Source organism: Streptomyces kryoterrae (genome assembly GCF_054072135.1).
This window is the reverse complement of sequence record NZ_CM133358.1, coordinates 4590868-4614843: the sequence shown is the minus strand read 5'-3', so window position 1 is coordinate 4614843 and position 23976 is coordinate 4590868. Positions and strand designations below refer to the sequence as shown.

22 protein-coding genes and 1 pseudogene are annotated in these 23976 nt (G+C 70.6%); 12 read left to right on the top strand and 11 right to left on the bottom strand.

Going from position 1 to position 23976, the window contains the following annotated elements; all coding sequences use genetic code 11:
* Window positions 1–33 precede the first annotated feature (33 nt).
* Window positions 34–120, bottom strand: a pseudogene (locus ACW4TU_RS19805) (site-specific integrase); the annotation flags it as partial.
* Window positions 121–417: 297 nt separating this feature from the next.
* Between ACW4TU_RS19805 and ACW4TU_RS19800 the strand changes: the two are divergent.
* Both ACW4TU_RS19800 and ACW4TU_RS19795 read left to right on the top strand, forming a co-directional pair.
* Complete coding sequence (locus tag ACW4TU_RS19800) at window positions 418–1620, top strand: IS110 family RNA-guided transposase (protein WP_457418680.1); 1203 nt, start codon at window positions 418–420, stop codon at window positions 1618–1620.
* 198 nt (window positions 1621–1818) lie between these two features.
* A complete protein-coding gene (locus ACW4TU_RS19795) occupies window positions 1819–3381 on the top strand; it encodes a cellulase family glycosylhydrolase (protein WP_457429311.1) in 1563 nt (520 codons plus the stop codon).
* 96 nt (window positions 3382–3477) lie between these two features.
* On the opposite strand, the gene serC is transcribed toward ACW4TU_RS19795, so the two are convergent.
* From serC to ACW4TU_RS19765, 6 genes are all read right to left on the bottom strand, one after another.
* A complete protein-coding gene (gene serC, locus ACW4TU_RS19790) occupies window positions 3478–4596 on the bottom strand; it encodes a phosphoserine transaminase (protein WP_457429310.1) in 1119 nt (372 codons plus the stop codon).
* Window positions 4597–4788: 192 nt separating this feature from the next.
* Window positions 4789–5997, bottom strand: a complete 1209-nt coding sequence (locus ACW4TU_RS19785; RefSeq protein WP_457429309.1) for a cytochrome P450 — start codon at window positions 5995–5997, stop codon at window positions 4789–4791.
* Entirely contained in the window at window positions 5994–6671 is a 678-nt protein-coding gene (locus ACW4TU_RS19780; RefSeq protein ID WP_457429308.1) for a GTP-binding protein, read from the bottom strand. Before ACW4TU_RS19780 ends, ACW4TU_RS19785 begins: the two co-directional genes overlap by 4 nt.
* A complete protein-coding gene (locus ACW4TU_RS19775) occupies window positions 6652–7023 on the bottom strand; it encodes a DUF742 domain-containing protein (RefSeq protein ID WP_457429307.1) in 372 nt (123 codons plus the stop codon). The genes ACW4TU_RS19780 and ACW4TU_RS19775 overlap by 20 nt, the downstream gene beginning before the upstream one ends.
* Complete coding sequence (locus tag ACW4TU_RS19770; RefSeq protein ID WP_457429306.1) at window positions 7020–7475, bottom strand: roadblock/LC7 domain-containing protein; 456 nt, start codon at window positions 7473–7475, stop codon at window positions 7020–7022. Before ACW4TU_RS19770 ends, ACW4TU_RS19775 begins: the two co-directional genes overlap by 4 nt.
* Window positions 7472–9457, bottom strand: a complete 1986-nt coding sequence (locus ACW4TU_RS19765; protein ID WP_457429304.1) for a sensor histidine kinase — start codon at window positions 9455–9457, stop codon at window positions 7472–7474. The genes ACW4TU_RS19770 and ACW4TU_RS19765 overlap by 4 nt, the downstream gene beginning before the upstream one ends.
* Window positions 9458–9711: 254 nt before the next feature.
* On the opposite strand from ACW4TU_RS19765, the gene ACW4TU_RS19760 reads away from it, so the two are divergent.
* Entirely contained in the window at window positions 9712–12540 is a 2829-nt protein-coding gene (locus ACW4TU_RS19760) for an FAD-binding and (Fe-S)-binding domain-containing protein (protein WP_457429302.1), read from the top strand.
* A gap of 145 nt (window positions 12541–12685) precedes the next feature.
* Here the strand turns inward: ACW4TU_RS19760 and ACW4TU_RS19755 are convergent, their stop codons facing one another.
* Window positions 12686–12964: a hypothetical protein gene (locus tag ACW4TU_RS19755; RefSeq protein ID WP_457429300.1), complete on the bottom strand. Its 279-nt coding sequence runs from the start codon at window positions 12962–12964 to the stop codon at window positions 12686–12688.
* A gap of 477 nt (window positions 12965–13441) precedes the next feature.
* Here ACW4TU_RS19755 and ACW4TU_RS19750 point away from each other — a divergent pair, with 477 nt between their 5' ends.
* Window positions 13442–13678: a GntR family transcriptional regulator gene (locus tag ACW4TU_RS19750; protein WP_329282983.1), complete on the top strand. Its 237-nt coding sequence runs from the start codon at window positions 13442–13444 to the stop codon at window positions 13676–13678.
* Window positions 13675–14298, top strand: a complete 624-nt coding sequence (locus tag ACW4TU_RS19745; RefSeq protein WP_457429298.1) for a nucleotidyltransferase family protein — start codon at window positions 13675–13677, stop codon at window positions 14296–14298. The genes ACW4TU_RS19750 and ACW4TU_RS19745 overlap by 4 nt, the downstream gene beginning before the upstream one ends.
* A 432-nt stretch (window positions 14299–14730) precedes the next feature.
* Here the strand turns inward: ACW4TU_RS19745 and ACW4TU_RS19740 are convergent, their stop codons facing one another.
* The gene (locus ACW4TU_RS19740) at window positions 14731–15219 is read right to left on the bottom strand and encodes a hypothetical protein (RefSeq protein ID WP_457429297.1); all 489 of its coding nucleotides are present in this window, start codon (window positions 15217–15219) and stop codon (window positions 14731–14733) included.
* Between the two features lie 184 nt (window positions 15220–15403).
* Here ACW4TU_RS19740 and ACW4TU_RS19735 point away from each other — a divergent pair, with 184 nt between their 5' ends.
* Window positions 15404–16477, top strand: coding sequence for an EamA family transporter (locus ACW4TU_RS19735; RefSeq protein ID WP_457429295.1), 1074 nt, complete (start codon window positions 15404–15406; stop codon window positions 16475–16477).
* A gap of 273 nt (window positions 16478–16750) precedes the next feature.
* Here ACW4TU_RS19735 and ACW4TU_RS19730 read toward each other — a convergent pair whose 3' ends face one another.
* Window positions 16751–17008 carry a hypothetical protein gene (locus tag ACW4TU_RS19730; RefSeq protein ID WP_457429293.1) on the bottom strand — a complete coding sequence of 86 codons (258 nt, stop codon included), beginning with the start codon at window positions 17006–17008 and terminating at the stop codon, window positions 16751–16753.
* 111 nt (window positions 17009–17119) lie between these two features.
* Between ACW4TU_RS19730 and ACW4TU_RS19725 the strand changes: the two genes are divergently transcribed.
* From ACW4TU_RS19725 to ACW4TU_RS19715, 3 genes are all read left to right on the top strand, one after another.
* Entirely contained in the window at window positions 17120–17296 is a 177-nt protein-coding gene (locus tag ACW4TU_RS19725; protein ID WP_457429291.1) for a hypothetical protein, read from the top strand.
* Window positions 17297–17556: 260 nt separating this feature from the next.
* Entirely contained in the window at window positions 17557–18105 is a 549-nt protein-coding gene (locus ACW4TU_RS19720; RefSeq protein ID WP_457429290.1) for a hypothetical protein, read from the top strand.
* Window positions 18106–18174: 69 nt separating this feature from the next.
* A complete protein-coding gene (locus ACW4TU_RS19715; protein WP_457429288.1) occupies window positions 18175–18729 on the top strand; it encodes a hypothetical protein in 555 nt (184 codons plus the stop codon).
* A 33-nt stretch (window positions 18730–18762) separates the two neighbouring features.
* Here ACW4TU_RS19715 and ACW4TU_RS19710 read toward each other — a convergent pair whose 3' ends face one another.
* Window positions 18763–19575, bottom strand: coding sequence for a class I SAM-dependent methyltransferase (locus tag ACW4TU_RS19710; RefSeq protein ID WP_457429287.1), 813 nt, complete (start codon window positions 19573–19575; stop codon window positions 18763–18765).
* A 266-nt stretch (window positions 19576–19841) separates the two neighbouring features.
* On the opposite strand from ACW4TU_RS19710, the gene ACW4TU_RS19705 reads away from it, so the two are divergent.
* The 3 genes from ACW4TU_RS19705 to ACW4TU_RS19695 all read left to right on the top strand — a co-directional run bounded on the left by ACW4TU_RS19705 (window position 19842) and on the right by ACW4TU_RS19695 (window position 23967).
* A complete protein-coding gene (locus ACW4TU_RS19705) occupies window positions 19842–20648 on the top strand; it encodes a TIGR03084 family metal-binding protein (RefSeq protein WP_457429285.1) in 807 nt (268 codons plus the stop codon).
* Between the two features lie 74 nt (window positions 20649–20722).
* A complete protein-coding gene (locus ACW4TU_RS19700) occupies window positions 20723–22366 on the top strand; it encodes an acyclic terpene utilization AtuA family protein (protein ID WP_457430207.1) in 1644 nt (547 codons plus the stop codon).
* On the top strand, window positions 22363–23967 hold the full coding sequence (locus ACW4TU_RS19695; RefSeq protein WP_457429284.1) for an acyl-CoA carboxylase subunit beta: 1605 nt from the start codon (window positions 22363–22365) through the stop codon (window positions 23965–23967). Before ACW4TU_RS19700 ends, ACW4TU_RS19695 begins: the two co-directional genes overlap by 4 nt.
* Window positions 23968–23976 lie beyond the last annotated feature (9 nt).

The window sequence follows — 23976 nt, the reverse complement described above, 5'->3', positions numbered from 1 at the left end:
GCATCCTCATCCGGCGAATTACGGGAATGTGCCTCAGCGTCGGCTATCACCAGGGGCGAGGAGGCTGGTGATCGCAGCGATGGCCTCCGGGGAGGGCTTGAAGTAGCGGCGGACGTTATCTGTGGGAAGACTTCAGATCGCGCCCACCGCCGACGCCCCGTCAGCCGCTCACCAGGCACAACGAGGGCCTAGCGCACGATCCGACATGGATGTTCCCTAAGAATGTGAGGCGGTCCGGGAGGACCGGGTGTGGCTGATGGTTGTTTGCCGTTGATGGCTCACGAGGAATGGCCGCCCGGTCCTCCGGGACGCTCCGACCACTGATTGAGAACTGCGGTCATCGCTGGTTAGGGACCTGTCGGCGGGGTGTTCTTCGGGCCATGAAGTGCTGGTCACGAGGGATACGGAGCGATGGGGTTGAGCACGCGGCAGGCGCGGATATGGGTCGGCATCGACGCCGGCAAGGGGCATCACTGGGCGGTTGCGGTCGACGCCGACGGCGAGACGCTGTTCTCGACGAAGGTGATCAACGACGAAGCCCAGATCCTGACTCTCATCGGGACGGCCCGGGAACGGGCCGACGAGGTGCGATGGGCGGTGGACATCTCGGGACGCGCCTCCACCTTGCTGCTGGCCCTGCTGATCGCACACGGCCAGCAGGTCGTCTACGTGCCCGGCCGCACGGTCAACCGGATGACCGGCGCCTACCGGGGCGAGGGCAAAACCGATGCCAAAGACGCCCGAGTCATCGCTGACCAGGCACGGATGCGGCGGGACTTCGCCCCGCTGGACACACCGCCGGAGCTCGTTTCGACCCTCCAGCTGCTGACCCGCTACCGGGCCGACCTGATCGGAGATCGGGTGCGGCTGATCAACCGGCTCCGCGATCTGCTGGTGGGCATCTGCCCGGCCTTGGAGAGAGCCTTCGACTACTCCGCGGCCAAGGGCCCGGTCGTCATGCTGACCGAGTACCAGACCCCCGCCGCCCTGCGCCGGATCGGCGTCAAGCGCCTGACAACCTGGCTGGAACGACGCAAGGTCCGTGGTGCCGCTGAAGTCGCCGCGAAGGCCGTCGAGGCCGCCCACTCGCAGATGACCGCTCTGCCCGGTGAGAAACGGGCCGCCAAGCTGGTCTGTGACCTCTCCCACCAGCTCCTTGCCCTGGACGAGCGGATCAAGGACAACGACCGGGAGATCCGCGAAGCCTTCCGCACCGACGAACGCGCCGAGATCATCGAATCCATGCCGGGCATGGGCCCGATCCTGGGCGCCGAGTTCGTCGCCATCGTCGGCGATCTGTCCGGCTACCGCGACGCCGGCCGTCTCGCCTCGCACGCCGGCCTGGCACCGGTCGCCCGGGACTCCGGCCGCCGCACCGGTAACTACCACCGGCCCAAGCGATACAACCGGCGTCTGCGGCACATCTTCTACATGGCCGCGCAGACCGCGATGATGCGGCCCGGACCGTCCCGCGACTACTACCTCAGGAAGAGGTCCGAAGGACTGCTGCACACCCAAGCCCTGCTCGCGCTCGCCCGGCGACGGGTCGACGTGCTGTGGGCCATGCTGCGTGACAAGAGGCTGTTCACCTCCGCCCCGCCCGTCACACAGGCGGCTTGACACGATCATTGAGATTCCTCAAGCCCCGGGGCAGGGCCGACGGGAGTTCCGGGCGGCTGCTGAACTCCGTGCTGCACGCACTCCGCGGTGCCGCGAGTATTGACGTGGGCATGTTGTGTCAGTTTCCTGGGAGGTGCGCGGTATGTGGGAGCGCTCCCATCGATTCCGGGGCCGCGCCTCCCGAGAGGAACGAGCGACATGTTCCGCTTCCCCCAACTCCGCGACCGCCGTACCTGGCGAAGGGCGCTGTGTTCCGTGGCCGCCGTGCTCCTGCTACCGCTGGGAGCGGGTGCGCAGGCCGCCCACGCGGCGGACGCCGATACGGCGGACGTCCGTGCGGCAGCCGCCGGCGCCGGCTACTGGCACACCAGCGGGCGCCAGATCCTGGACGCGGCCGGGCAGCCGGTCCGGATCGCCGGCATCAACTGGTTCGGCTTCGAGACCAGCAACAACGTGGTGCACGGCCTCTGGTCCCGCGACTACAAGAGCATGATCGACCAGATGAGGACGCTCGGCTACAACACCATCCGGCTGCCGTACAGCGACGACATCTTCAAGTCCTCCACCGTCCCCAACAGCATCGACTTCAGCAGCGGCAAGAACGCCGACCTGCAGGGTCTGAACTCCCTGCAGATCATGGACAAGTTGGTCGCGTACGCCGGTCAGGACGGCCTCAAGGTCATCCTGGACCGGCACCGGCCGGACGCGGGCGGGCAGTCGGCCCTCTGGTACACCTCGGCGGTGCCCGAGTCGACATGGATCGCCAACCTGAAGGCGCTGGCAGCGCGTTACTCCGGCCAGGACGCGGTCATCGGCATCGACCTGCACAACGAGCCGCACGATCCCGCCTGTTGGGGCTGCGGTGACACGACGAAGGACTGGCGGCTGGCGGCGCAGCGGGCGGGCAACGCGGTGCTGTCGGTCAATCCGCAGCTGCTGGTGTTCGTGGAGGGCGTGCAGACGTTCAACGGGGTCTCCGGCTGGTGGGGCGGCAACCTGATGGGGGTCGCGCAGTATCCGGTGCAGCTGGATGTGGCGAACCGGGTGGTGTACTCGGCCCACGACTACGCGACGAGCGTGGCCCAGCAGAGCTGGTTCAGCGATCCCTCGTTCCCCGCCAACATGCCGGGGATCTGGGACAAGTACTGGGGCTACCTCTTCAAGCAGAACATCGCGCCGGTGTGGGTGGGGGAGTTCGGTACGACCCTCCAGTCGACCGTGGACCAGCGGTGGCTGGCCGCGCTGGTCGACTATCTGCGGCCGACAGCGACCTACGGCTCGGACGCCTTCCACTGGACCTTCTGGTCCTGGAACCCCAACTCCGGTGACACGGGCGGGATTCTGAAGGACGACTGGCAGACGGTCGACACGGTGAAGGACGGCTACCTGGCGAGCGTCAAGGCGCCGGGGTTCCCGGGGAGCGGTGGCGGCGGGGGAGGGGGTGGCGGTGGCGGCAGCACGGCGGCCTGCGCCGCCACCTACGCCGTCAGCAGCGACTGGGGCGGCGGGTTCAACGCCGAGGTGAAGGTCACCAATTCGGGGACGGTTGCGCTCAAGTCCTGGAAGGTGACGTGGACCTGGAGTGGCGCACAGACGGTCACCAGCATGTGGAACGCCTCGTACACGCAGAGCGGAGCGACGGTCACCGCTGTGAACGCGTCTCACAACGGGAGCGTGGCGGTGGGGAGTTCGGCGAGCTTCGGGTTCGGGGGAGCGCCGGGAGGTGGGGGTGTGCCTGCGGTGAGCTGTACGGCTACGTGAGGTGCTGAGGGCACGTGGGGCATGAGGAGGGGGCGCCCGGTGCTCACCGGGCGCCCCCTCCTGCGTACGTGCTCATGTACGGGAGTACGGAAGCGGCTACAGCTTCTCGATCACGTAGTCGATGCACTTCGTCAGCGCCTCGACGTCCGCCGGGTCGACCGCCGGGAACATCGCCACGCGGAGCTGGTTGCGGCCGAGCTTGCGGTAGGGCTCGGTGTCGACGATGCCGTTGGCGCGCAGGACCTTGGCGACCGCGGCGGCGTCGATATCGTCCGAGAAGTCGATCGTGCCGATGACCGCCGAGCGCTTGGCCGGGTCGGTGACGAACGGGTTCGCGTACTTGACGTCCTCGGCCCAGCCGTACAGCGTGCGGGCCGAGGTGGCGGTGCGGCGCACGGCCCAGTCCAGGCCGCCCTGGCCGTTGATCCACTCCAGCTGCTCGTTGAGGAGGAACAGGGTGGAGAGGGCCGGGGTGTTGTACGTCTGGTTCTTGCGCGAGTTGTCGATCGCCGTGGGGAGCGAGAAGAACTCCGGTACGTGGCGTCCGCTCGCGTGGATGCGCTCGGCGCGCTCGATCGCGGCCGGGGAGAACGCGGCGAGCCAGAGGCCGCCGTCCGCCGCGAAGGACTTCTGCGGGGCGAAGTAGTAGACGTCGGTCTCGGTGATGTCCACGGGCAGACCGCCGGCGCCGGACGTGGCGTCCACGAGGACGAGGGAGCCCTCGTCGGCACCCGGTACGCGCTTGATGGGCGCGGCGACACCGGTGGACGTCTCGTTGTGGGTGAAGGCGTAGACGTCCACGCCCGCCTCGGCCTCCGGGTCCGGGTGGGTGCCCGGGTCCGAGGAGAGGACCGTCGGGTCGGCGAGCCAGGGGGCGAGCTTGGCCGCCTTCGCGAACTTCGAGCTGAACTCACCGAAGGTGAGGTGCTGCGACTTGTTCTCGATCAGGCCGTGCGTCGCGACGTCCCAGAACGCGGTGGAGCCGCCGTTGCCGAGGATCACCTCGTAGCCGTCGGGGAGCTGGAACAGCGAGGAGATGCCCTCGCGCACCCTGCCGACCAGGTTCTTGACCGGGGCCTGGCGGTGGGAGGTACCGAGAAGGGAGCTACCGGTGGCGGCCAGCGCGTCCAGCGCTTCCGTCCGCACCTTGGAGGGGCCCGCGCCGAAACGTCCGTCGGCGGGCTTGATGTCAGCGGGAATCTGGATCTCAGCCACGGGGGGAGCCTAGCCGTTTTGGGAAACGTGGAGGAAACGTGGTCCGTCCGGTGAGACGCGCTCCGCGGGGTTGGCGGGGGGTTGGGGGGGCGCCCGTCTCTGGGGGCTGCCGCCCCCAGACCCCCGCTTCGGCCCTGAAGGGGCCTCGTCCTCAAACGCCGGACGGGCTGGATGGTGCCGGACGGGCTGGAATCAGCCCCTCAGGATCGGCGTGAACCGCACCGGGAGTTCCGTCAGGCCCCGTAGCCACGGGGACGCGCGGCGGGTCAGCGTCTCGGCCGGGACCGCCAGGTCGATGTCCGGGAGGCGGTCGAGGACGACCTCGATGCCTGTCCTCGCGATGACCTCCGCGACCTCCTGCGCCGGGAACGGGCACCGGTGTTCGCCGTGTCCGAAGGAGAAGTGGGCGTTGTTGCCGCCGGTGAGGGCGGAGCCGTCGGTGCGGACCTGGGGGTCGGAGTTGGCGGCCTGGAGGCCGAGGAGGAGCAGGTCGCCCGTACGGATGTGCCGGCCGCCCAGGCGGGTGTCGCGGGACGCCCAGCGGCCCGGCATGGTCTGTACGGGCGCGTCCTCCCACAGGACCTCGTTCATGGCCTCGGCGACACTGCTGCGGCCACCGAAGAGGGAGGCCGCGAACCGCTCGTCCGTGAGCATCAGGCGCAGCGAGTTGCCCATCCAGTCGGCCGTCGGGTCGTTCCCCGCCGCGATCATGATCATCAGGTCGTGGGCGATCTCCTCGTCCGTGAAGCCGTACGGGTTCGCGAGCATCCGCGAGACCACGTCGTCCGAGGGCCGCAGCCTACGGGCGGCCAGCAGGCGGCCCATCGACTCGACCAGGTGCTGCTGCCCCGCCATACCGGTCTCCAGGCCGTCGGTGATGGCGAGCGTCGCGGAGACCAGGGCCGGCCCGTCCTCGTCGGCGAATCCGAAAAGGCGGGCGATGACGCGTACCGGCAGCCGCATCGCGTACTCCTGGACGAGGTCCGCCTCGCCCCGGGCGCAGATCGCGTCGATCAGCTCGTCCGCGAACTTCTCGGTGTACGACCGCAGTTCGACCGGATCGGCCTCCTCCAGCGCGCTGCCGATCATCGCGGCACGCTCGCGGTGGCGTTCGCCGACGGTGTAGAGGATCGAGGGCTGTCCGCGGCCGATCATCGGCAGGTGCGGCCAGTCGGCGGGGATCCTCTCCCACTGGTTCCACAGCTCCGAGTCCCGGCTGAACAGCACGGAATCGCCGGTGACCTGATGCAGTTCGCGGTAGCCGAGCACCAGCCACGCGGGTACGTCCCCGTCGAGCAGCACCGGGGTCACCGGACCATGGTCGCGCCGCATCTCCCGGTACAGCCGGTCGGGTTCGGTCCGCAGCCGGGAGCCGTTGAGGGGGACATGAGCGGCGGTCACCGGGGCAACTCCTCGTAAGGGGCGGGGACTTGAGCATCGTACGAATGTGCAGGCTGTGAACGCCGGTAGCGGTTCTTCGCGTGTTCCACGAGGGCGATCAGCACCCGCTTGCTCGAACTCCGTGCGCGCGCGTCGCAGTGTATGAGGGGTACGTCGGGGTCGAGGTCGAGCGCGTCGCGGATGGCCTGGGGGGCGAAGTCGGGGCCGCCGAAGTCGTTGCGGGCCACGACGAACGGTGTGCCGTGCCGTTCGAGGCGGTCGATGGCGTACCAGGAGTCGTCGAGGCGGCGGGTGTCGACGAGGACGACCGCGCCGAGCGCGCCGGAGAACAATCGGTCCCAGAGGAACCAGAAGCGTTCCTGGCCCGGCGCCCCGAACAGGTACAGCACGTTGCGGGCGTCGAGCGTGATGCGGCCGAAGTCGAAGGCGACGGTCGTGGCGTTCTTGTCGCGCACCGCGCTGACGTCGTCGACGGACTCGCCGGCCCGTGTCATCGTCTCCTCGGTGCTGAGCGGACGTATCTCGCTGACCGAACGGACGAGCGTCGTCTTGCCGGCGCCGAAGCCGCCGACGACCACGATCTTCAGCCCGTTGTCGGCGGAGGCGCGCAGCGGTGGCCGTGGGTCGGCCTCGGGATCGGCGCCTTCGGCCGGGTCAGAGGTTGCGGAGTCCAACGAGCACCTGCTCCAGGATGTCGGGGTCGGTAACGGCGGTCCGGCGCGGATGGCGGGCGCTGACGCGGCCCGCGGCGAGGAGGTCGGCGAGCAGGATCCTGGTGATTCCCACCGGCAGCCGCAGCACGGCGGCGACCTCCACCACCGCCGTGGGACGCTCGGTGAGCCGCAGGATCGCGGTGTGCTCGGACTGCATCCCCGGCGCCGGACCGCACTCGGCGACGACCAACGTCACCAGGTCGAACGGGTTGTCGGGCGTGGCGCGGCTGCGCCCTCCGGTGAGCGTGTAGAGCCGGTCCGGAGAATCGTCCCTTCCCGGACGGTTCCCCGGTTGTCCCCCCGGTCCAGTCATGCCGTACGGGGCTGAACTGTCCGGGACTGGACTGTTCGGGGTTGGGCGCGCAGGTGTTCGCCGAGCTGCTCGACGAGTTCGCTCATGTTGTGGCCGACGAGCCCGGTGTCCGCGTCCTCGGCGGTGACGACGGCGAGGTGCGCGCCCTGGCCGGCCTCGACGATGAACAGCACCCCGCCGTAGAACTCGGTCATCGCGGTACGGACCCCTCCGCTGCCGTCCCCGAACTCCACGGACGCGCCGTGCGACAGCGACTGGATGCCGGCCGCGATCGCGGCGAGCTGGTCCGCCTGGTCGACGGACAGCTCCGGCGTACGGCACAGCTTCAGGCCGTCCCGGGAGAGCACGAGCGCGTGCCGGGCACCCGGGGTGCGCTCCAGCAGGCCCTCGATGAGCCAGGTCAGCTTGTCGTCGGCGGTCGTCGGTCCGGGGCCGAGGCCAGTGCCGGTCATGGGGTGGGGTCGCCTTCCGGGTGGGAGGTGGTGGGGGGTGCGGGTGCGGCTTCCGCCGGGGTCGAGGGGGCCTGCGCGGGGGCGGCGTAGGGCGCGGGTGCCGGCTCCGGGCCGGCGCTGCCCTGGAGGGCCGCCTGATCGGGCACGGTGCCGCGCACGGCCTGCCGGAAACTCCCGAAGCGGGCCACCCGCTCGCGCGTGTCGTCGGGGTCGGGCGGCGCGAGCGGGATCGAGAACCTGGACTCGTCGGCCCCCGCGGCCCCTCGGGCGCGCTCGGCCGCGGCGAGCGTACGGCCCCGGCGCCGCTGCGGCAGCTCGCCGGGGGGCACCTCCGCGGAGTGGCTCTCCGGGGGCTCCGGTGCCTGGTCGGGGGACTCGTGGGTCGGTACGGGGTCCGGGTCCAGGTCACCGACGGCGGCGCGGGCGGCGGTGTACGACTGCTCCGCGTAGGGCCGCTCCGCATAGGACGGCTCCGCGTACGGTTCCTGCGGGTACGCCCGCCCCTGCTCGTACGGCTGCTCCTGCTCGTACGCCAGCTCCCGCGCGGAGGGTGTGTCCGCGTACGGCTCCTCCGGGTACGGCCATTCCGCGTGGCCCTCTTCCGCGTACGACACCTGCGGGTGCTGTTGCTGTTCCCGCTCTGCGGAGTGGGCTTCCCAGGGTTCGCCGGGTGTGGGCGCCGGGGCCACGGGGGCCTCCGTCACCGGCTGTGCTGCCGGTCGAGTCGGCGGCGGTGGCGGCATCGGCATGGGCAGCGGCTCCGCCGCCACCGGGCTTCCGGCCAGGACATCCTGCGGGACGAGCACCAGGACGCCGGTGCCGCCGCGTGCCGAGGGGCGGAAGGAGACCTTGAGGCCGTACTTGCGGGCGAGCCGGCCGACGACGGTGAGGCCGAGGCGGGTGCCGGTGAGGCCGCCGAGCCCCACACCGTCGGAGCTCCTCCCGCTTCCCCTGGCGTCGTTCTTTCCGTCCTCGCCGGAGACGGCCCGTTCGGCGCGACGCAGCTGCACGTCGCTCATGACCAGGCCGCTGTCCTCGACGGAGACGATGACCCCGGCGGGGACCTCCTCGACGTACACGTGGACCTCGGCGGTCGGCGGCGAGAAGTTCGCGGCGTTGTCGAGGAGTTCGGCCAGCGCGTGCATGACGCCCTCGGCGGCGTGTCCGGCGACGGCGGCGGCGCTGGCGGAGTGCACGCGCACGCGTTGGTAGCCGCTGATGCGGCCCATGGCGCCGCGCAGGATCGACTCCATGGCGATCGGGCGGGCCCAGCGGCGGCCCGAACGCGCGCCCGAGAGGACGGCGATCGAGTCGGCGAGGCGGCCCGCCTGGGCTGTGCGGTGGTCGAGGTGGAGGAGGTCGGCGACGACGTCCTCGTCCGTGTGCCGGTCCTCCATGGCGCGCAGGTCGGCCAGGGTGCTCGTGGCCAGCGCCTGCATACGGCCGGCCACGTTGGCGGTGGCCGCGAGGGCAGCCGCCCGCTCCTGGTTGGCCCGGCGCAGCTCTTCGGCCAGGCGGGTGTTGTCCTCGGAGAGCCGGGTGATCTCGTCGGCTTTCTCCTGCTGGAGGCGGCTGTACTCCCGGGCGGACGCCTCGGTGAGGCGGACGCGTTCCCGGGCGAGATCGGCGGACACGCGCGCGTGTTCCCGTTCCAGGTCGGCGGCCGTTCCGGCCCGTACCTGGTTCAGCTCCTCGGTGAGGAGGGCGCGGTCGTGCAGCAGCCGACCGGCGTCGTCGGTGACGGTCGCGAGCCGCCGGCCCGACAGACGGGCGGACCTGACGCCGTGGACGGCCACGGTGACGGCCGCGCACAGCAGCAGCGCGGCGACCGCGCCGCCCAGGGCGAGCGGGACCCGTGCCTCGTCCGGCGCCCGGGCGACCCCGCCGGCCACCGCGACGGCGGCGAGTGCGGCGGTGAGCAGCGGGGCGGGCAGGAGGGCGCGGTAGGCGGGGCGTTCACCGGGTTGGCGGGGCGCGGTCATGAAGCGGTCCTCGGTCGGTTCCTGGGTCGGATCCTCGGCTGTGTCCTCGGTGCTGCCGCCTGGCCCACGGGGCCCTGCGGGGTGCCTGTGCGATCGGTTCGTGAGCGAGATGTGACTAATGGTGCTCAACTCGCCGTAACTATAGGGGAGTTAGTGATCAAATTGGCGGTGTTTCGGTTCGGTCCCCACAAACCGTCCACGTTTGCCCGGCCGCCCCGACGGTCACTGTCAGTGGTGGGATGCATGCTGGGGGCATGACGGATCTTCGGCCGCTGGAGGCGGAACTGCGGGAGGCCGTCCGGGGCGAGGTCGGTTTCGACGTCACGTCCCGGGCGCTGACCACCATGGACGCGTCGAACTACCGGCGCGTCCCGCTGGGCGTGGTCGCCCCGCGCGACGCGGACGACGTGGCGGCGGCCCTCGCCGTCTGCGGGGCGCACGGTGTCCCGGTCGTGGCGCGCGGAGGGGGTACGTCGATCGCGGGCCAGGCGACCGGTACAGGGGTCGTTCTGGACTTCACGCGGCATATGGCCCACCTCCTCGCCCTCAACCACGAGGAACAGACCGCCGTTGTTCAGCCAGGGCTGGTTCTCGACCGTCTTCAGGAGGCCGCCGCCCCGCACGGGCTGCGTTTCGGCCCCGATCCGTCGACGCACGGCCGCTGCACGCTCGGCGGCATGATCGGCAACAACTCCTGCGGCGCGCACTCCGTCGCCTGGGGCACCACCGCCGACAGCGTGCGTGAGCTGACGGTGATCCGCGCGCGCGGTGACCGGCTTCGCCTTGGCCGGGACTGGGCGGGCGCCCCGGACGGCCTGCGACAGCTGGCGGAGGGCGACCTGGCCCGCCTGCGCACCGGCTTCCCGGACCTCCCCCGCCGTATCTCGGGGTACGCGCTGGACGCACTGCTGCCCGAGAAGGGCGCGGACGTCGCCCGCTCCTTCTGCGGCTCGGAAGGAACCCTGGGGATCGTCACGGAGGCGGTCGTCCGCCTGGTCGAGGCCCCGCGCGCGCGTGCGCTGGCCGTGCTGGCGTACGTGGACGAGAGCGCGGCGGCTCAGGCGGCGGCAGGCCTGCTGCCGTACGGTCCGCTGACGGTCGAGGGCATGGCCGCCGACCTGGTCCGCACCGCCACGGACCTTCCCCGGGGCGGCGCCTGGCTGTTCGTGGAGACGGGCGGCGAGACCCCGGCGGAGGCACGCGCGCGTGCGGACGCGATCGTGCGCGCCGCGGACGTCACGAACGCCCTCGTGGTGTCCGACCCGGCCGGTCAACGCGCCCTGTGGCGCATCCGCGAGGACGCGAGCGGCACGGCGACGCGGATGCCGGACGGCACGGAGGCCTGGCCCGGCTGGGAGGACTGCGCGGTACCGCCGGCCCGACTGGGCGCGTACCTGCGGGACTTCAGAGGGCTGTTGCGCGACCACGGCCTGCGCGGCACGCCGTACGGCCATTTCGGCGACGGCTGTATCCACGTACGCATCGACTTCGACCTGCTGACGGCGCCGGGCGTGGCCCGCTTCCGCCGCTTCTCGGAGGAGCTGGCGGAACTGGTGGTGTCGCACGGCGGTTCCCTGTCGGGCGAACACGGCGACGGCCAGGCCCGCGCGGAACTCCTCCCGAAAATGTACGCCCCCGAGGTGATCGCCCTCTTCGAGCGCACGAAGGCCATCTGGGACCCGGACGACCTCCTGAACCCCGGCATGCTGGTCCGCCCCGCCCGCCTGGACGAGAACCTCCGCTTCGCCGTCCTGCCCCGCGAGCCGGTGGACGTGGCTTTCGGCTACCCGGCGGACGGCGGGAACTTCGCTGCGGCGGTCAGCAGATGCGTGGGCGTGGCGAAGTGCCGTACGCCGGCCGTCGGCAAGGGAGGTTCCGGGGGCTCGGAGGTGATGTGCCCGTCCTTCCGGGTGACGGGCGAGGAGGCGCACTCCACGCGCGGGCGGGCCCGGCTGCTGCACGAGATGCTCGCGGGCGAGGTGATCACCGACGGCTGGCGGTCGACGGAGGTCCGCGACGCGCTGGACCTGTGCCTCTCCTGCAAGGGCTGCCGCTCGGACTGCCCGGTCGAGGTCGACATGGCCACGTACAAGGCGGAGTTCCTCCACCACCACTGGGCCGGCCGACTGCGCCCGGCCGCGCACTATGCGATGGGCCTGCTGCCGGTGTGGCTGGGGGCCGTCGCTCGTACGCGCACGGCGCGCGTGCTCAACTTGCTCGCCTCGGTGGGCGCGTTGGCGGCACTGGCGAAACGGCTGGGCGGAATCGCGCCCGAGCGGGAGATTCCGGCGGTGGCGAGGGAGACGTTCAGCCGGTGGTGGGGGAGGCGAGCGGCGGTGCCCGAGGGTGGAGGGCGTCCGCCGGTGGTCCTCTGGCCCGACACCTTCACGGAGCACCTGACGCCGTCGGTGGGACAGGCGGCGGTACGCGTACTGGAGGCGGCGGGCCTGGAGGTGACGCTGCCCCCGCCCGCCCGCACCCGGGTCTGCTGCGGTCTGACGTACGTCTCGACCGGCCAACTGGACCGGGCCCGCGCGGTGTTGCGCCGCACGCTCGACGTCATGGAACCGGTCCTGGACGCGGGCACCCCGGTGGTGGTCCTCGAACCGAGCTGCGCGGCAGCCCTCCGCGCCGACCTCCCGGAGCTGGTGCACGACGACCCGCGCGCGCGACGCCTCGCGGACGCGGTCCTCACCTTCGCGGAGACCCTGGAACACCATGCCCCCGACTGGACCCCGCCCCACGTGGACCGCCCGGCGACCGGCCAGACCCACTGCCACCAGCACGCGGTCCTGGGCGACGCGGCGGACCGACGGCTGCGCGAGGCCGCGGGCCTGAGGGGTGAACTGGTCGGCGGCTGCTGCGGTCTGGCCGGCAACTTCGGCTTCGAGAAGGGCCACTACGAGGTGTCGACGGCCTGCGCGGAGGAACACCTGCTGCCGGCGGTCCGGGAGGCGGGCGAGGGGGCGGTGGTGCTGGCGGACGGGTTCTCCTGCCGGACGCAGCTCCAGCAGCTGGCGGGGGTACGGGGGCGGCATCTGGCGGAGGTGCTGGCGGAGGGGTTGGAGGGGAACGAGGTTTGAGAGGAACGGAGGCAGAGGAAGCACATGTCCTTGGGTTGCGGGACGGGCAGCCAGTTCGATCTCGGCGACGATGTCTTCAGTGGCCGCGAGGAGGAGGGCTGGGGTGGCCGCACCCTCCTCCCTTCCCTTCGCTCTCGCCTCCGGCTCAGTTCAGCCGGTTCAGCCGCTGCCCCCGGCTCTCGGCCACGCGGAGCGCATCACGCAGGGCCTCCGTCAACCGCTCGGCGAGGAAGCGGAGTTCGCCGCGCGGCATGTCCGGGAGCAGTTCGCGGGCGTGGGCGAGGAGTTCGGCGCCCATGCCGAGTTGGATGGACTCCGTGGCGTCGGCCAGGCGGGACACGGGGCCGCCGTGGTCGTCGGTGATCAGGTAACAGGGCTTGCCCTCCTGGCCGGACCAGGGAAGCAGGCGAGGCGAACGCGTCATGCGACCTCCACCCCGTGGGTCCAGTACGGACCGGGCATGTCCAACCCCAGGGTGGCCATCGCCATCTCCCTTCGCCGCAGCCGTTGTTCATGGGCGGTGAGGTACGGGCGTACGGACCTGGTGGCGGCGCCGTCGAGAGGGGCGTCGGCGTCAAGGCCGTACGGGCTGCGGTGGGCGGGGAGCGTGGGGCGGGCCGGGGGTGGAGCGGTGGGTACGAGAAGGATGGGCGGGCGGGTACGGCGGTGCGCGCCGCGCGGGGTGAGCAGGGTGCACGCCCAGGCGATGAGGCGATGAGGCGGTCGATAAGGTCGGTCACTGTCATCAGCTCCAGTTGAGGTTGCTGGTGGCCATGCCCCGGAGCGGCCGGAATCCGCTGCCGGGGTCTTTCAAAGCTATACCCTACTGCGGTCTACTGCTGTATGAGCGGTGGACTGTGAATCGCACAGAATACGGCCGTCTGCGCATGGTGGTGCGGTGATGGAATTTGCTGCCGACATCCCCCGCTGGCGCCAGGTGGCCGAGGTGATCCGCCGCCGCATCGAGGACGGCACGTACCCGCCGCGGACTCGCATCCCGTCCGTTGTGGAGATCACGGCAGAGTTCGGGATCGCCGCCGTGACCGCGCAGAAGGTGCACAAGGGTTTGCGTGCGGAGGGGCTCATCTACACCGAGCCGGGCCTCGGCTCCTTCGTTGCCGAGCGACCCGAGGGGTGATCGGTCGGCTTCCCCTTGATGAGCAACTCGTAGTTCTGCGCGAGGTGTTGTCCCGCAACGACGTGTTGCTGGAGGTGCTGGTCCGCACCTCGACGCTGGATCTGCCCGGGTGGTATCTGACGGCCGGGTGTCTGTTCCAAACCGTGTGGAACGTCGCCACGGACAGGCCGCCCACCCATGGCATCAAGGACTACGACGTCTTCTACTTCGACGACGGCGATCTGTCCTGGGAGGCGGAGGACAGGGCGATCCGAGCCGGGCACGAGGTCTTCGCCGGCCTGCCGGCGAAGGTCGAGATCCGCAACGAGGCCCGGGTCCACCTCTGGTACGAGGAGAAGTTCGGCGTCCGGTGCCCGCCGCACTCGTCCACCGAGGCGGCGATCGACAGCTTCGCGGCGACGACGTGCTGTCTGGGCGTACGCCTGGAGGGGGACGGCCGGTGGCGTGTGTACGCGCCGCACGGGCTGTCGGACGTGTTCAACCTCGTCGTCCGGCCGAACCCGGTACTTGCCCCGCAGGCCGTCTACGAGGCGAAGGCGGCGCGGTGGCGGGAGCAGTGGCCCGAGTTGACAGTGCTGGACTGGCCTCGGTCGCGGGGGCCGGGGGACGGCCGGAGTTGATCTCCCGGGAGGCTGGGCCGAGCAGTGGTTGTAACGGCGGTGAACATGGTCTCCGAACCCGCCTCCGGCAAGGAGAGGCCGCTATTCGGTTGCTTTGGGGTGACCGAGGCCGGCCTTCACCAGCCAGACGATGCGCCGCACCTCGTCGACCACGTACCAAATGCGCCCACCGCCTGTGACCTCGATCTGCCATTGCGGCAGCCGTTCACCTTTGTAGTCGCGGTGAGCGAGATCGAACTTGAGTTGGTGGTGGCGTTCCGTCTGGACGGCGGGGCCTTGGATCGGCTCTCATCTGCTCCCACGCCTTGTAGGCGTTGCCAGGTGCCTTGTTGCCGACCTTGCGCCATCCTTCGACCGTCGCGGTCTCCCCGTACCGGATGTCGTACTCGCTCCTCCCCGGTCGCGGTGCGACTGAGTCTCCCTTCTTCGGACTCACTCGGAGGGGACCTCCGGCGGCTCGACCGGGCCGAAGTCCTCGCCGGCCGGGGTGGTGAGCTCGCGGTGCAGATTCTTGTCGGCGTGGATGAGGGCGGTGGACTTCCACGCGGCGATCACGGGGGCGAGCAGGCTCACGTTGTCGAGGTCGACGGCTGCGCGCGCGGTCTCGACGAACTCGACGAGGAACTCGCGGACGGCCGCTTCGGGCAGGAAGCGCACCCATGGGAACGCCTCGGGAAAGACGTGCGTGAGGATCTTTGTCGCCTGGGGGTCGCTCTTCATCATGGCGACGAAGATCCGGGTGGTGGAGTCGACGACCTGCACGGCCTCGTCCGCTCGGGCCGCAGTGGTGAGGTACAGGTCTTCGTCATCGCGGCGGTGCAGGCGGATGCCTCGGCGGGCGCTGCCCTGCATGCGGGCGACCGTGTCCTTGGGCTTCTGGATCAGCTCCGAGAAATTCGCTTCTATGGGCATGGCAGTCATGACTTCAAAACTACTTCAGAAGTCTGAGGGTGTCCATCAATGGCTTTGCCCGGCCGTCGTGGCGCAGGCCTGGACGCCTCGGGTGCCCCGGGTTCGCATGCTCTTCCTGGTCCATTACTCTGGACGTTAGAGTGCATCTCATTGTACGGAGATCGCGCGTAAATCGTGGGAAGGCCCTGTGAAGATGCCCAGTGCTGAGCGTCTGCCCTCGTGGGCCGCCGTGGCCGGAACGGTGGTGCCTGCCGGTGCGGGTGAGGTTGTGCTGGCCTCCGCCAACCTGCCCGCGCTCGTCGTTCCCACCCCCGGGGGCTCTCGGGGGCGGCATCGGGGGGCGCGTAAGGGGTGGGGGGCCCTGGGGGCCGTTGGACTCGTGCTGTCCGGGGGGATATCCGTGCAGTTCGGTGGGGCGCTAGCCGTGACCTTGTTGCCCAGGGCCGGGGCCTTCGGCATCGTGACGCTGCGGCTGGTGGCCGCCGCCGTGATCATGCTGCTGGTGTGCCGGCCGAAGGTGCGCGGGTACTCGCGGGGCGACTGGGGGGTGGTCGTCCTGTTCGGGGTGACCATGGCCGCCATGAACGGGCTGTTCTACCAGGCCATCGGACGGATTCCGCTCGGTCCCGCCGTCACGCTGGAGGTGCTCGGGCCGCTCGTGCTGTCTGTGATCGCCTCCCGGCGAGCCGTTAATTTCGCCTGGGCCGGTCTCGCCCTCGCCGGGGTCTTCCTGCTCGGTGGCGGCGGCTTCGGCACCCTTGATCCCGTAGGGGTCGCCTGCGCCCTCGGCGCCGGTGTCCTGTGGGCGGTGTACATCGTCCTCAGTTCCCGTACGGGGCGAAGGTTCCCGCAGGCCGACGGGCTGGCGCTCGCCATGGTGGTCGCCGCGGTGGCGTTTCTGCCGCTGGGCATCGTCGAGTCGGGCGGGAGGCTGCTCGACCCGACCACCGTGGCCCTGGGTGCGGCGGTGGGCGTTCTGTCCTCCGTGCTGCCGTACACCCTTGAGCTGCTGGCCCTGCGGCGCCTGCCCTCCTCCACCTTCGCGATCCTGATGAGCCTGGAGCCCGCTGTCGCCGCGACCGCCGGTTTCCTGATCCTCGACCAGGCCCTCTCCGCCCCCGAGGCCCTCGCGATCTCCCTCGTCATCGTGGCGAGCATGGGGGCGGTACGGACACAGGTGGGCCGGAAACAGGTCCCGGCCGTCGTTGTCGACGAGCCCGCCGGATCGGCTGAAGTTCCCAGGAAGGTCCTGGAGTTGGAGGCGTAAGGGCGCCGCGTTACGGGTTGCCCCGGTACTCCAGCGGCTTTTCGCTTTTCCTGCTGGTCAGGGTCCTGGTTGTGAGTGCGGTGGGCCGGTGGCGGGTCGCATACGAAAGGTCCCGTTACGGCCGAGGTGACGGGACCGGTGCTGTGCCTCCGCGGGGAGCGGATGTCCTGTGCGCCCTACCCACCCTGGCGCGCTGCTTCGCAGCGGGCTTGGTCCAGGGGTGGCACCCGCTGCCCGGCGCTGGCCGCCAAGGTGGGAGGCGCGGCGGGACGATCAGTGCTGATGGCCGCCGAAGTCCGGGCCGGACAGGAAGCCGTCGTGTCCCTCGCGCTCATCGCCCTCGTCGTCGGAGCGCTGACATCCCTGGGCGTAGTAGCCCTGGCCGTGGCCCGCACCAGCCACGATCCAGCACGCGCTCGACGAGTGGCCGTCGTCGTCGCCCTGTCCGCCCCCGCCGTGCGCCAGCGCCGAGGCCGAACCGCCCAGAACAAGACCGGCCGACAGAACCGCAGCCGCCACAATGGTACGCATGCGCATGAAAAGACTCCCTGTTCGATGAGTTGAAGGGTCGTCCTCAGCAATGGCCCTCAGACGTGGGTCACAAACCTGCCCATACCCGTTCAGCTCACCGAAATCGCCACCATGCTGCGGGTCGCCGGCGTGCCGGAGGCAGCCGCGAAGGTCGAGCCCGTACCGCTCGGGCAGATCCGGCCAGGGCACCCCGTCCGGGCCCGGAACAGCACCCCGCAGATCGGTGCAGGTTCGGCGGAGGTGGTGGCAGTGCCGGGCGACGGCCTGATGGCGGCGTCGTCATTTTGACCGGCTCAGCGCATTGACTCGCTTATGTGAATGGGGCGTTGGGTCATGAACCGGGTAACTGCCCACCCAGAGCCCGGCATTCCGCGACGGTCGGGATTTGGAGACCGGAGACCATAAACGGGAGACCGGAAACCCGAGCCCCGAAACCGGAGCGGCCACCCGTCCCCGCAAAGGTGGCAAACCGCCAGTGCCCGTCCCGTCAGCCGTTTACTGTACGTACATGCTTCGCTGCGCACCGCAGCCGCCCGAGGAGGACTTCAGTGTCATCGCCCTGCGATCCCCAGCACGCTCCCGTCGGCGATGTGGGCGCGGCACTCCTGGTGATCGACTCTCACCTCAAGAGTGTCCACGACGGCAAGACCGGGGCCGATCCCGAACAGCGGAAGCTGATCGAGCAGTTCGCCACGTCGCTGGGTCCCAAGGGGGCCGATGACCTGCTGGACGGCGCGTGCACGCTCATCTACATGTTCATGACGTGGCTGCGGAAGGCCCACGAGGAACACGACAAGGACGTCATCGAGTACGTGGTGCCCAACCTCGTCGCCTCGATGCGCATGATGCCCAGGAGCGTCCGCCCCGAAGCGATCCCCACCATGGCCGGCCTGGTCATCGCCGCCGGCGCGGGCCTGAGCCCCAACCTGTGGCGCAAACAGTACGGAGACTGGACCGAGGCCGAGCTGACTCCCCTGGAGGCCACCGCCTTCCTGCTCGCGGAGCACATCAACCGCATCACCGAGGACCCCGACTTCGCCACCCGCATGATCGGCGAAGCGCTGTCCAGGTCGGTCGACGAAGCCGACGAAGGCTGAGTGCCCTTGGTGGCGGAAGGCCGAGGGGGCGGCACCGGGCAACGGATGGCGGGGAGAGATCATGAGGGGGTGAGAATCACCCCCGAGGGCACCTTGGAAGACGGCCAGGACGGCGGGCCCGTGCCCGAACCGGTGCGCGAGCTCGTCCTCCTGGAGGGCCTGGACCACGCCGACATCGCCCATGTCCACCGCGAGGCTCTACGGGTGCTGCGCTCCGGCCTCGACACGGCCCACCTGGACGCGTACAGCGACGACGCCTGGCCGCCGGAGACATTGCCGTCGTACGAGCGGCTGCTGACCCTGGGGACGGAGACGCTGGCGGCCGGCAGGCGCTCACGCCGCGCCGACCTCGGGATGGCCATCGACATCGACGTCCGCGACGACGAACAGTTCGGGCTGCTGCTGGCCCTGGCGCCGCACACGATCAACGCCGAGGCGGGTCAGGGGGACCGCTCGGTCTTCAGCGCGAACGACTCCGGAACGTCGCTGTGGCTGGCGGTCACAATGGAGCAGGAGGCAGAACTGCGGCGGCGGCTGGGTGAGTTGGGGATCCCGGCGGACGTACTCGCCGATGCTCCGCGACGCCGCCGCGGATGGTGGAGCCGCCGACAGTCACCGAAGTGACCTCGGCGGCCGGGCCGCGCCCGATGCCCCAGTTCAGAACGCCCGCTTCTCCCACACCGACACATGCGTCGTGCTCTCGCTCGTGAACGGCTCCCGCGTCCATCCGTCCCACCGCTCGCGCAGTCGCATCCCGGCCAGCTGGGCCATCAGGTCGAGCTCGGACGGCCAGACGTACCGGAAGGGAATGGACCGGTACGACCCACGTCCGTCCACCACCTCGACGTAGTTCGAGCTGGTCGCCTGGGTGGCGGTGTCGTAGATGTCGAAGGCCCAGCGGGTCGGGCTCGTGTGGAACGGTACGACGTTCTGGCCGGGCGGCAGGTGGCGCAGCCGGGGCACGCCGACCTCGACGACGAAGGTCCCGCCCGGCGCCAGCTGCGCCGCGACATTGCGGAAGCACGCCACCTGCGCCTCCTGCGAGGTCAGGTTCATGATCGTGTTGTAGACGAGGTAGGCGACGGAGAAGTCCCCGTCCGTCGTACCCGCCCTCGTCGCCGAGAAGTCCCCGATCGTCACCCCGATCGCGTCCCCGCCCTGCTTGGCCCGCAGCCGGGCGACCATCGCCCGGGACATGTCGATCCCGTGCACCTCGACCCCGCGCCGCGCCAACGGCAACGCGATACGTCCCGTCCCGATCCCGAGTTCGAGAGCCCGCCCGGCACCGGCCAGCTCGGCCAGGAAATCGGCCGCCGGTTCGATGGCGGCGGGCGTGAACATGTGGGAGGAGGGGTCGTCGTACCCTGCGGCTACGGGTTCCCCGAAGTAGCCGTCTTCGGCATCCTCTTTGTCTTCGGCATCGTCGTCTGCGGCTCGGCCCTGGTCGGTTCCGGCGTCTGAGGCGGTCACCGGGGGACCGTACTGCGGGGCGCGACCGCGGTGCATCCGAATTTGGCAGCGGATCGACAGGCTGAACCGGCTGAACCGGCTGAACCGGCTGAACCGGCTGAACCGGGCGAACCGGCCGCATCGAGGGCCGCCCCGCCCCCCGCCCCGATGGTCCCCAGTCAATGCAAGCATGCTTGCTTGTTTATGGTCGCGCTGCCATCCTTCGGGAACGGACCGCACCACGCCGCAACGCCCGGCACGCCGTCGTGCCCGAAAGGAAGCGCCTCGTGTCCGACCTGTCGGCCGTCATCGACGATCTGTGCCAGGAAGGCGCCCAACTCGACGAACTGGTAGCCGAGTTGAGTACCGAACAGTGGGCCCTCGACACCCCCGCCCCCGCCTGGACCGTCGCCCACCAGATCGCGCACCTCGCCTGGACCGACCACTCCTCCGTGCTGGCCTTGACCGACCGGGCCGCCTTCGACCGTGAGGTGGAGAACGCGCTGACCTCGCCGGGGGACTTCGTGGACAACGGCGCCGAGGAGTGGGCGCAGAAGCCGCCCGCGCGGTTGCTCGCGGACTGGCGGGCCGGGCGCGAGGCCCTGGCGGACGCCCTGCGCGCGGCACCCGACGGGGCACGGTTCCCCTGGTACGGGCCGCCGATGTCCGCCGCCTCCATGGCGACCGCCCGGCTGATGGAGACCTGGGCCCACGGCCTGGACGTCGCCGACGCGCTGGGCGTGCCCCGGATCGCCCCCACCGCCCGGCTCCGGCACATCGCCCGACTCGGTGTCCGCACCCGCGACTTCGCGTTCGGTGTGCACGGGATGGCCCCGCCGTTCGACGAGTTCCGCGTGGAACTCGTCGGACCCGCGGGGGAGTTGTGGACGTACGGTCCGGAGGACCCGAAGCACGCGGTCGGCCGCGTCACCGGACCCGCCCTCGACTTCTGCCTCCTCGTCACCCAGCGCGCCCACCGCACCGACCTCGCCCTGCGCGCCGAAGGCCCCGACGCCGACCGGTGGCTCGACATCGCCCAGGCCTTCGCGGGACCGCCGGGCAACGGGCGTGCGCCGGGCGGAGCACCACAGTGACGGCTCCCCAAAGCCGACCGGCTGCCCTCCGCATAGGCAACGCCTCCGGCTTCTACGGCGACCGTTTCGACGCCATGCGCGAGATGCTCGACGGCGGTCGACTCGACGTCCTCACCGGCGACTACCTGGCCGAGCTGACCATGCTCATCCTGGGCCGCGACCGGCTCAAGGACCCGTCGGCCGGGTACGCCCGTACCTTCCTGCGGCAGTTGGAGGAGTGCCTCGGGCTCGCCCGTGAGCGCGGGGTGCGCATCGTCGCCAACGCCGGTGGCCTCAACCCGGCGGGCCTCGCGGAGAACGTCCGGAAACTCGCCGACCGACTCGGCATCCCCGTCCGCGTGGCCCACGTCGAGGGCGACGACCTCACCCCCCGCCACCCCAACAGCCTTGCCGCACACGCCTACTTGGGCGCCTTCGGCATAGCCGCATGTCTGCGCGAGGGTGCGGACGTCGTCGTCACCGGCCGGGTCACCGACGCCGCCCTCGTCGCCGGTCCTGCCGCCGCCCACTTCGGCTGGGGACCGCAGGACCACGACCGACTCGCGGGCGCGGTGGTCGCCGGGCATGTGCTGGAGTGCGGTACGCAGGCCACCGGCGGCAACTACGCCTTCTTCGCCGAGCATGTCCGTCAGGGTCCCCGTACCCTCCGCCACCCCGGCTTCCCCCTCGCCGAGATCCACGCCGACGGCACGAGCGTCATCACCAAGCACCCCGGCACCGGCGGCGTCGTCGACACCGGCACGGTCACCGCCCAACTCCTGTACGAGACCCAGGGCGCCCGGTACGCCGGCCCCGACGTCACCGCCCGCCTCGACACCGTCCGCCTCACCCAGGAGGGCCCCGACCGGGTACGTATCCACGGCGTACGAGGGGAAGCGCCTCCGCCCACCCTCAAGGTGGGCCTCAACCGGCTCGGCGGATTCCGCAACGAGGTCACCTTCGTCCTCACCGGGCTCGACATCGACCTCAAGGCCGCACTCGTCCGGGACCAGTTGGAAACCGTGCTCTACGCGGCCAAGTCCCGCCCAGCCGAAGTCAGTTGGACCCTCGCGCGCACCGACCACCCCGACGCCCCCACCGAGGAGACCGCCAGCGCCCTGCTCCGGCTCGTCGTCCGCGACCCCGACCAGAACACCGTGGGCCGCACCCTCAGCGGCGCCGCCGTCGAACTCGCCCTCGCCAGCTACCCCGGGTTCCATGTCCTGGCGTCCCCCGGAAAGGGAGCTTCCTACGGGATCTTCGAGGCGGAGTACGTCCCGCAGGACGCGGTGGACCACGTGGCCGTCCTGGACGACGGACGCCGGATCCCCGTACCCCCGCCGCACGACACCCTCGTACTCGAGGAACAGCCGAAGCCGCCCCTGCCCGAACCCCTGCCGCCCGGCCCTACCCGCCGCGCGCCCCTCGGGCTCGTCGCCGGTGCCCGCAGCGGTGACAAGGGCGGCAACGCCAACGTCGGTGTCTGGGTGCGCACGGACGAGGCCTGGCGCTGGCTCGCGCACACCCTCACCGTCACCCGATTCCGTGAACTGCTCCCGGAGACCGCCGACTTGACCGTCGTACGACACACCCTCCCGCACGTCCGCGCTCTCAACTTCACGGTCGAGGGCATCCTCGGCGAGGGTGTCGCCGCGCAGCACCGCTTCGATCCGCAGGCCAAGGCGCTCGGCGAATGGCTGCGCTCCCGGCACCTCGACATACCGGAGGCACTCCTGTGACGGTCCTGACCTCCGGCCTCGACATCAGCGGCGCCGATTTCGCCGGCCACCGCGAGTCCATGCTCGGCAGACTCGCCGCCCTCGACGCCGAACACGCCAAGGCCCTCGCGGGCGGCGGCGAGAAGTACATCGCCCGGCACCACGGGCGCGGCAAGCTCCTCGCCCGCGAGCGCGTCGAGCTGCTCCTCGACCCCGACACGCCCTTCCTGGAGCTGTCGCCGCTCGCGGCCTGGGGGAGCGAGTACGCCGTCGGGGCCTCCCTCATCACCGGGATCGGGGTGGTCGAGGGCGTCGAGTGTCTGATCACGGCCAACGATCCGACCGTGCGCGGCGGCGCCAGCAACCCCTGGAGCCTGAAGAAGGCCCTGCGCGCCAACGACATCGCGCTCGCCAACCGGCTGCCCTTCATCAGCCTCGTCGAGTCCGGCGGCGCGGATCTCCCGTCCCAGAAGGAGATCTTCATCCCCGGGGGAGCCGTCTTCCGCGACCTCACCCGGCTCTCCGCCGCCGGGATTCCCACGGTGGCGGTGGTGTTCGGGAACTCGACGGCCGGTGGGGCGTACATCCCCGGTATGTCCGATCACGTGATCATGGTCAAGGAGCGCGCCAAGGTGTTCCTCGGCGGGCCGCCCCTCGTCAAGATGGCCACCGGTGAGGAGAGCGACGACGAGTCGCTGGGCGGCGCCGAGATGCACGCGCGCGTGTCGGGCCTCGCCGACCACTTCGCCCTCGACGAGCACGACGCCCTGCGCCAGGCCCGCCGGATCGTCGCCCGCCTCAACCACCGCAAGGCGTACGCCGATCCGAGCCCCGCCGACGTCCAGCCGCCCAAGTACGACGCGGAGGAGCTGCTGGGGATCGTCCCGGGCGATCTGAAGGTGCCCTTCGACCCCCGCGAGGTCGTCGCCCGTATCGTCGACGCCTCCGACTTCGACGAGTTCAAGCCCCTCTACGGGAGCAGTCTTGTCACCGGCTGGGCCACGCTGCACGGCTATCCGGTCGGCATCCTCGCCAACGCCCAGGGTGTTCTGTTCAGCGCCGAGTCGCAGAAGGCCGCCCAGTTCATCCAGCTCGCCAACCAGCGCGACATCCCGCTCCTCTTCCTCCACAACACCACCGGTTACATGGTCGGCAAGGAGTACGAGCAGGGCGGCATCATCAAGCACGGCGCGATGATGATCAACGCGGTCTCCAACTCCCGCGTCCCCCACCTCTCCGTCCTCATGGGGGCCTCGTACGGCGCCGGGCACTACGGCATGTGCGGGCGCGCCTACGACCCCCGCTTCCTCTTCGCCTGGCCCAGCGCCAAGTCCGCCGTCATGGGCCCCCAGCAGCTCGCCGGCGTGCTGTCGATCGTCGCCCGTCAGTCGGCCGCCGCGAGGGGGCTGCCGTACGACGAGGAGGGCGACGCCGCGCTACGGGCCATGGTCGAGCAGCAGATCGAGGCCGAGTCCCTGCCCATGTTCCTCTCCGGGCGGCTGTACGACGACGGCGTCATCGACCCGCGCGACACCCGCACCGTCCTCGGCCTGTGCCTCTCCGCGATCCACACGGCCTCCTACGAGGGCGCCCGCGGCGGCTTCGGCGTCTTCCGGATGTAAGGAACCAAC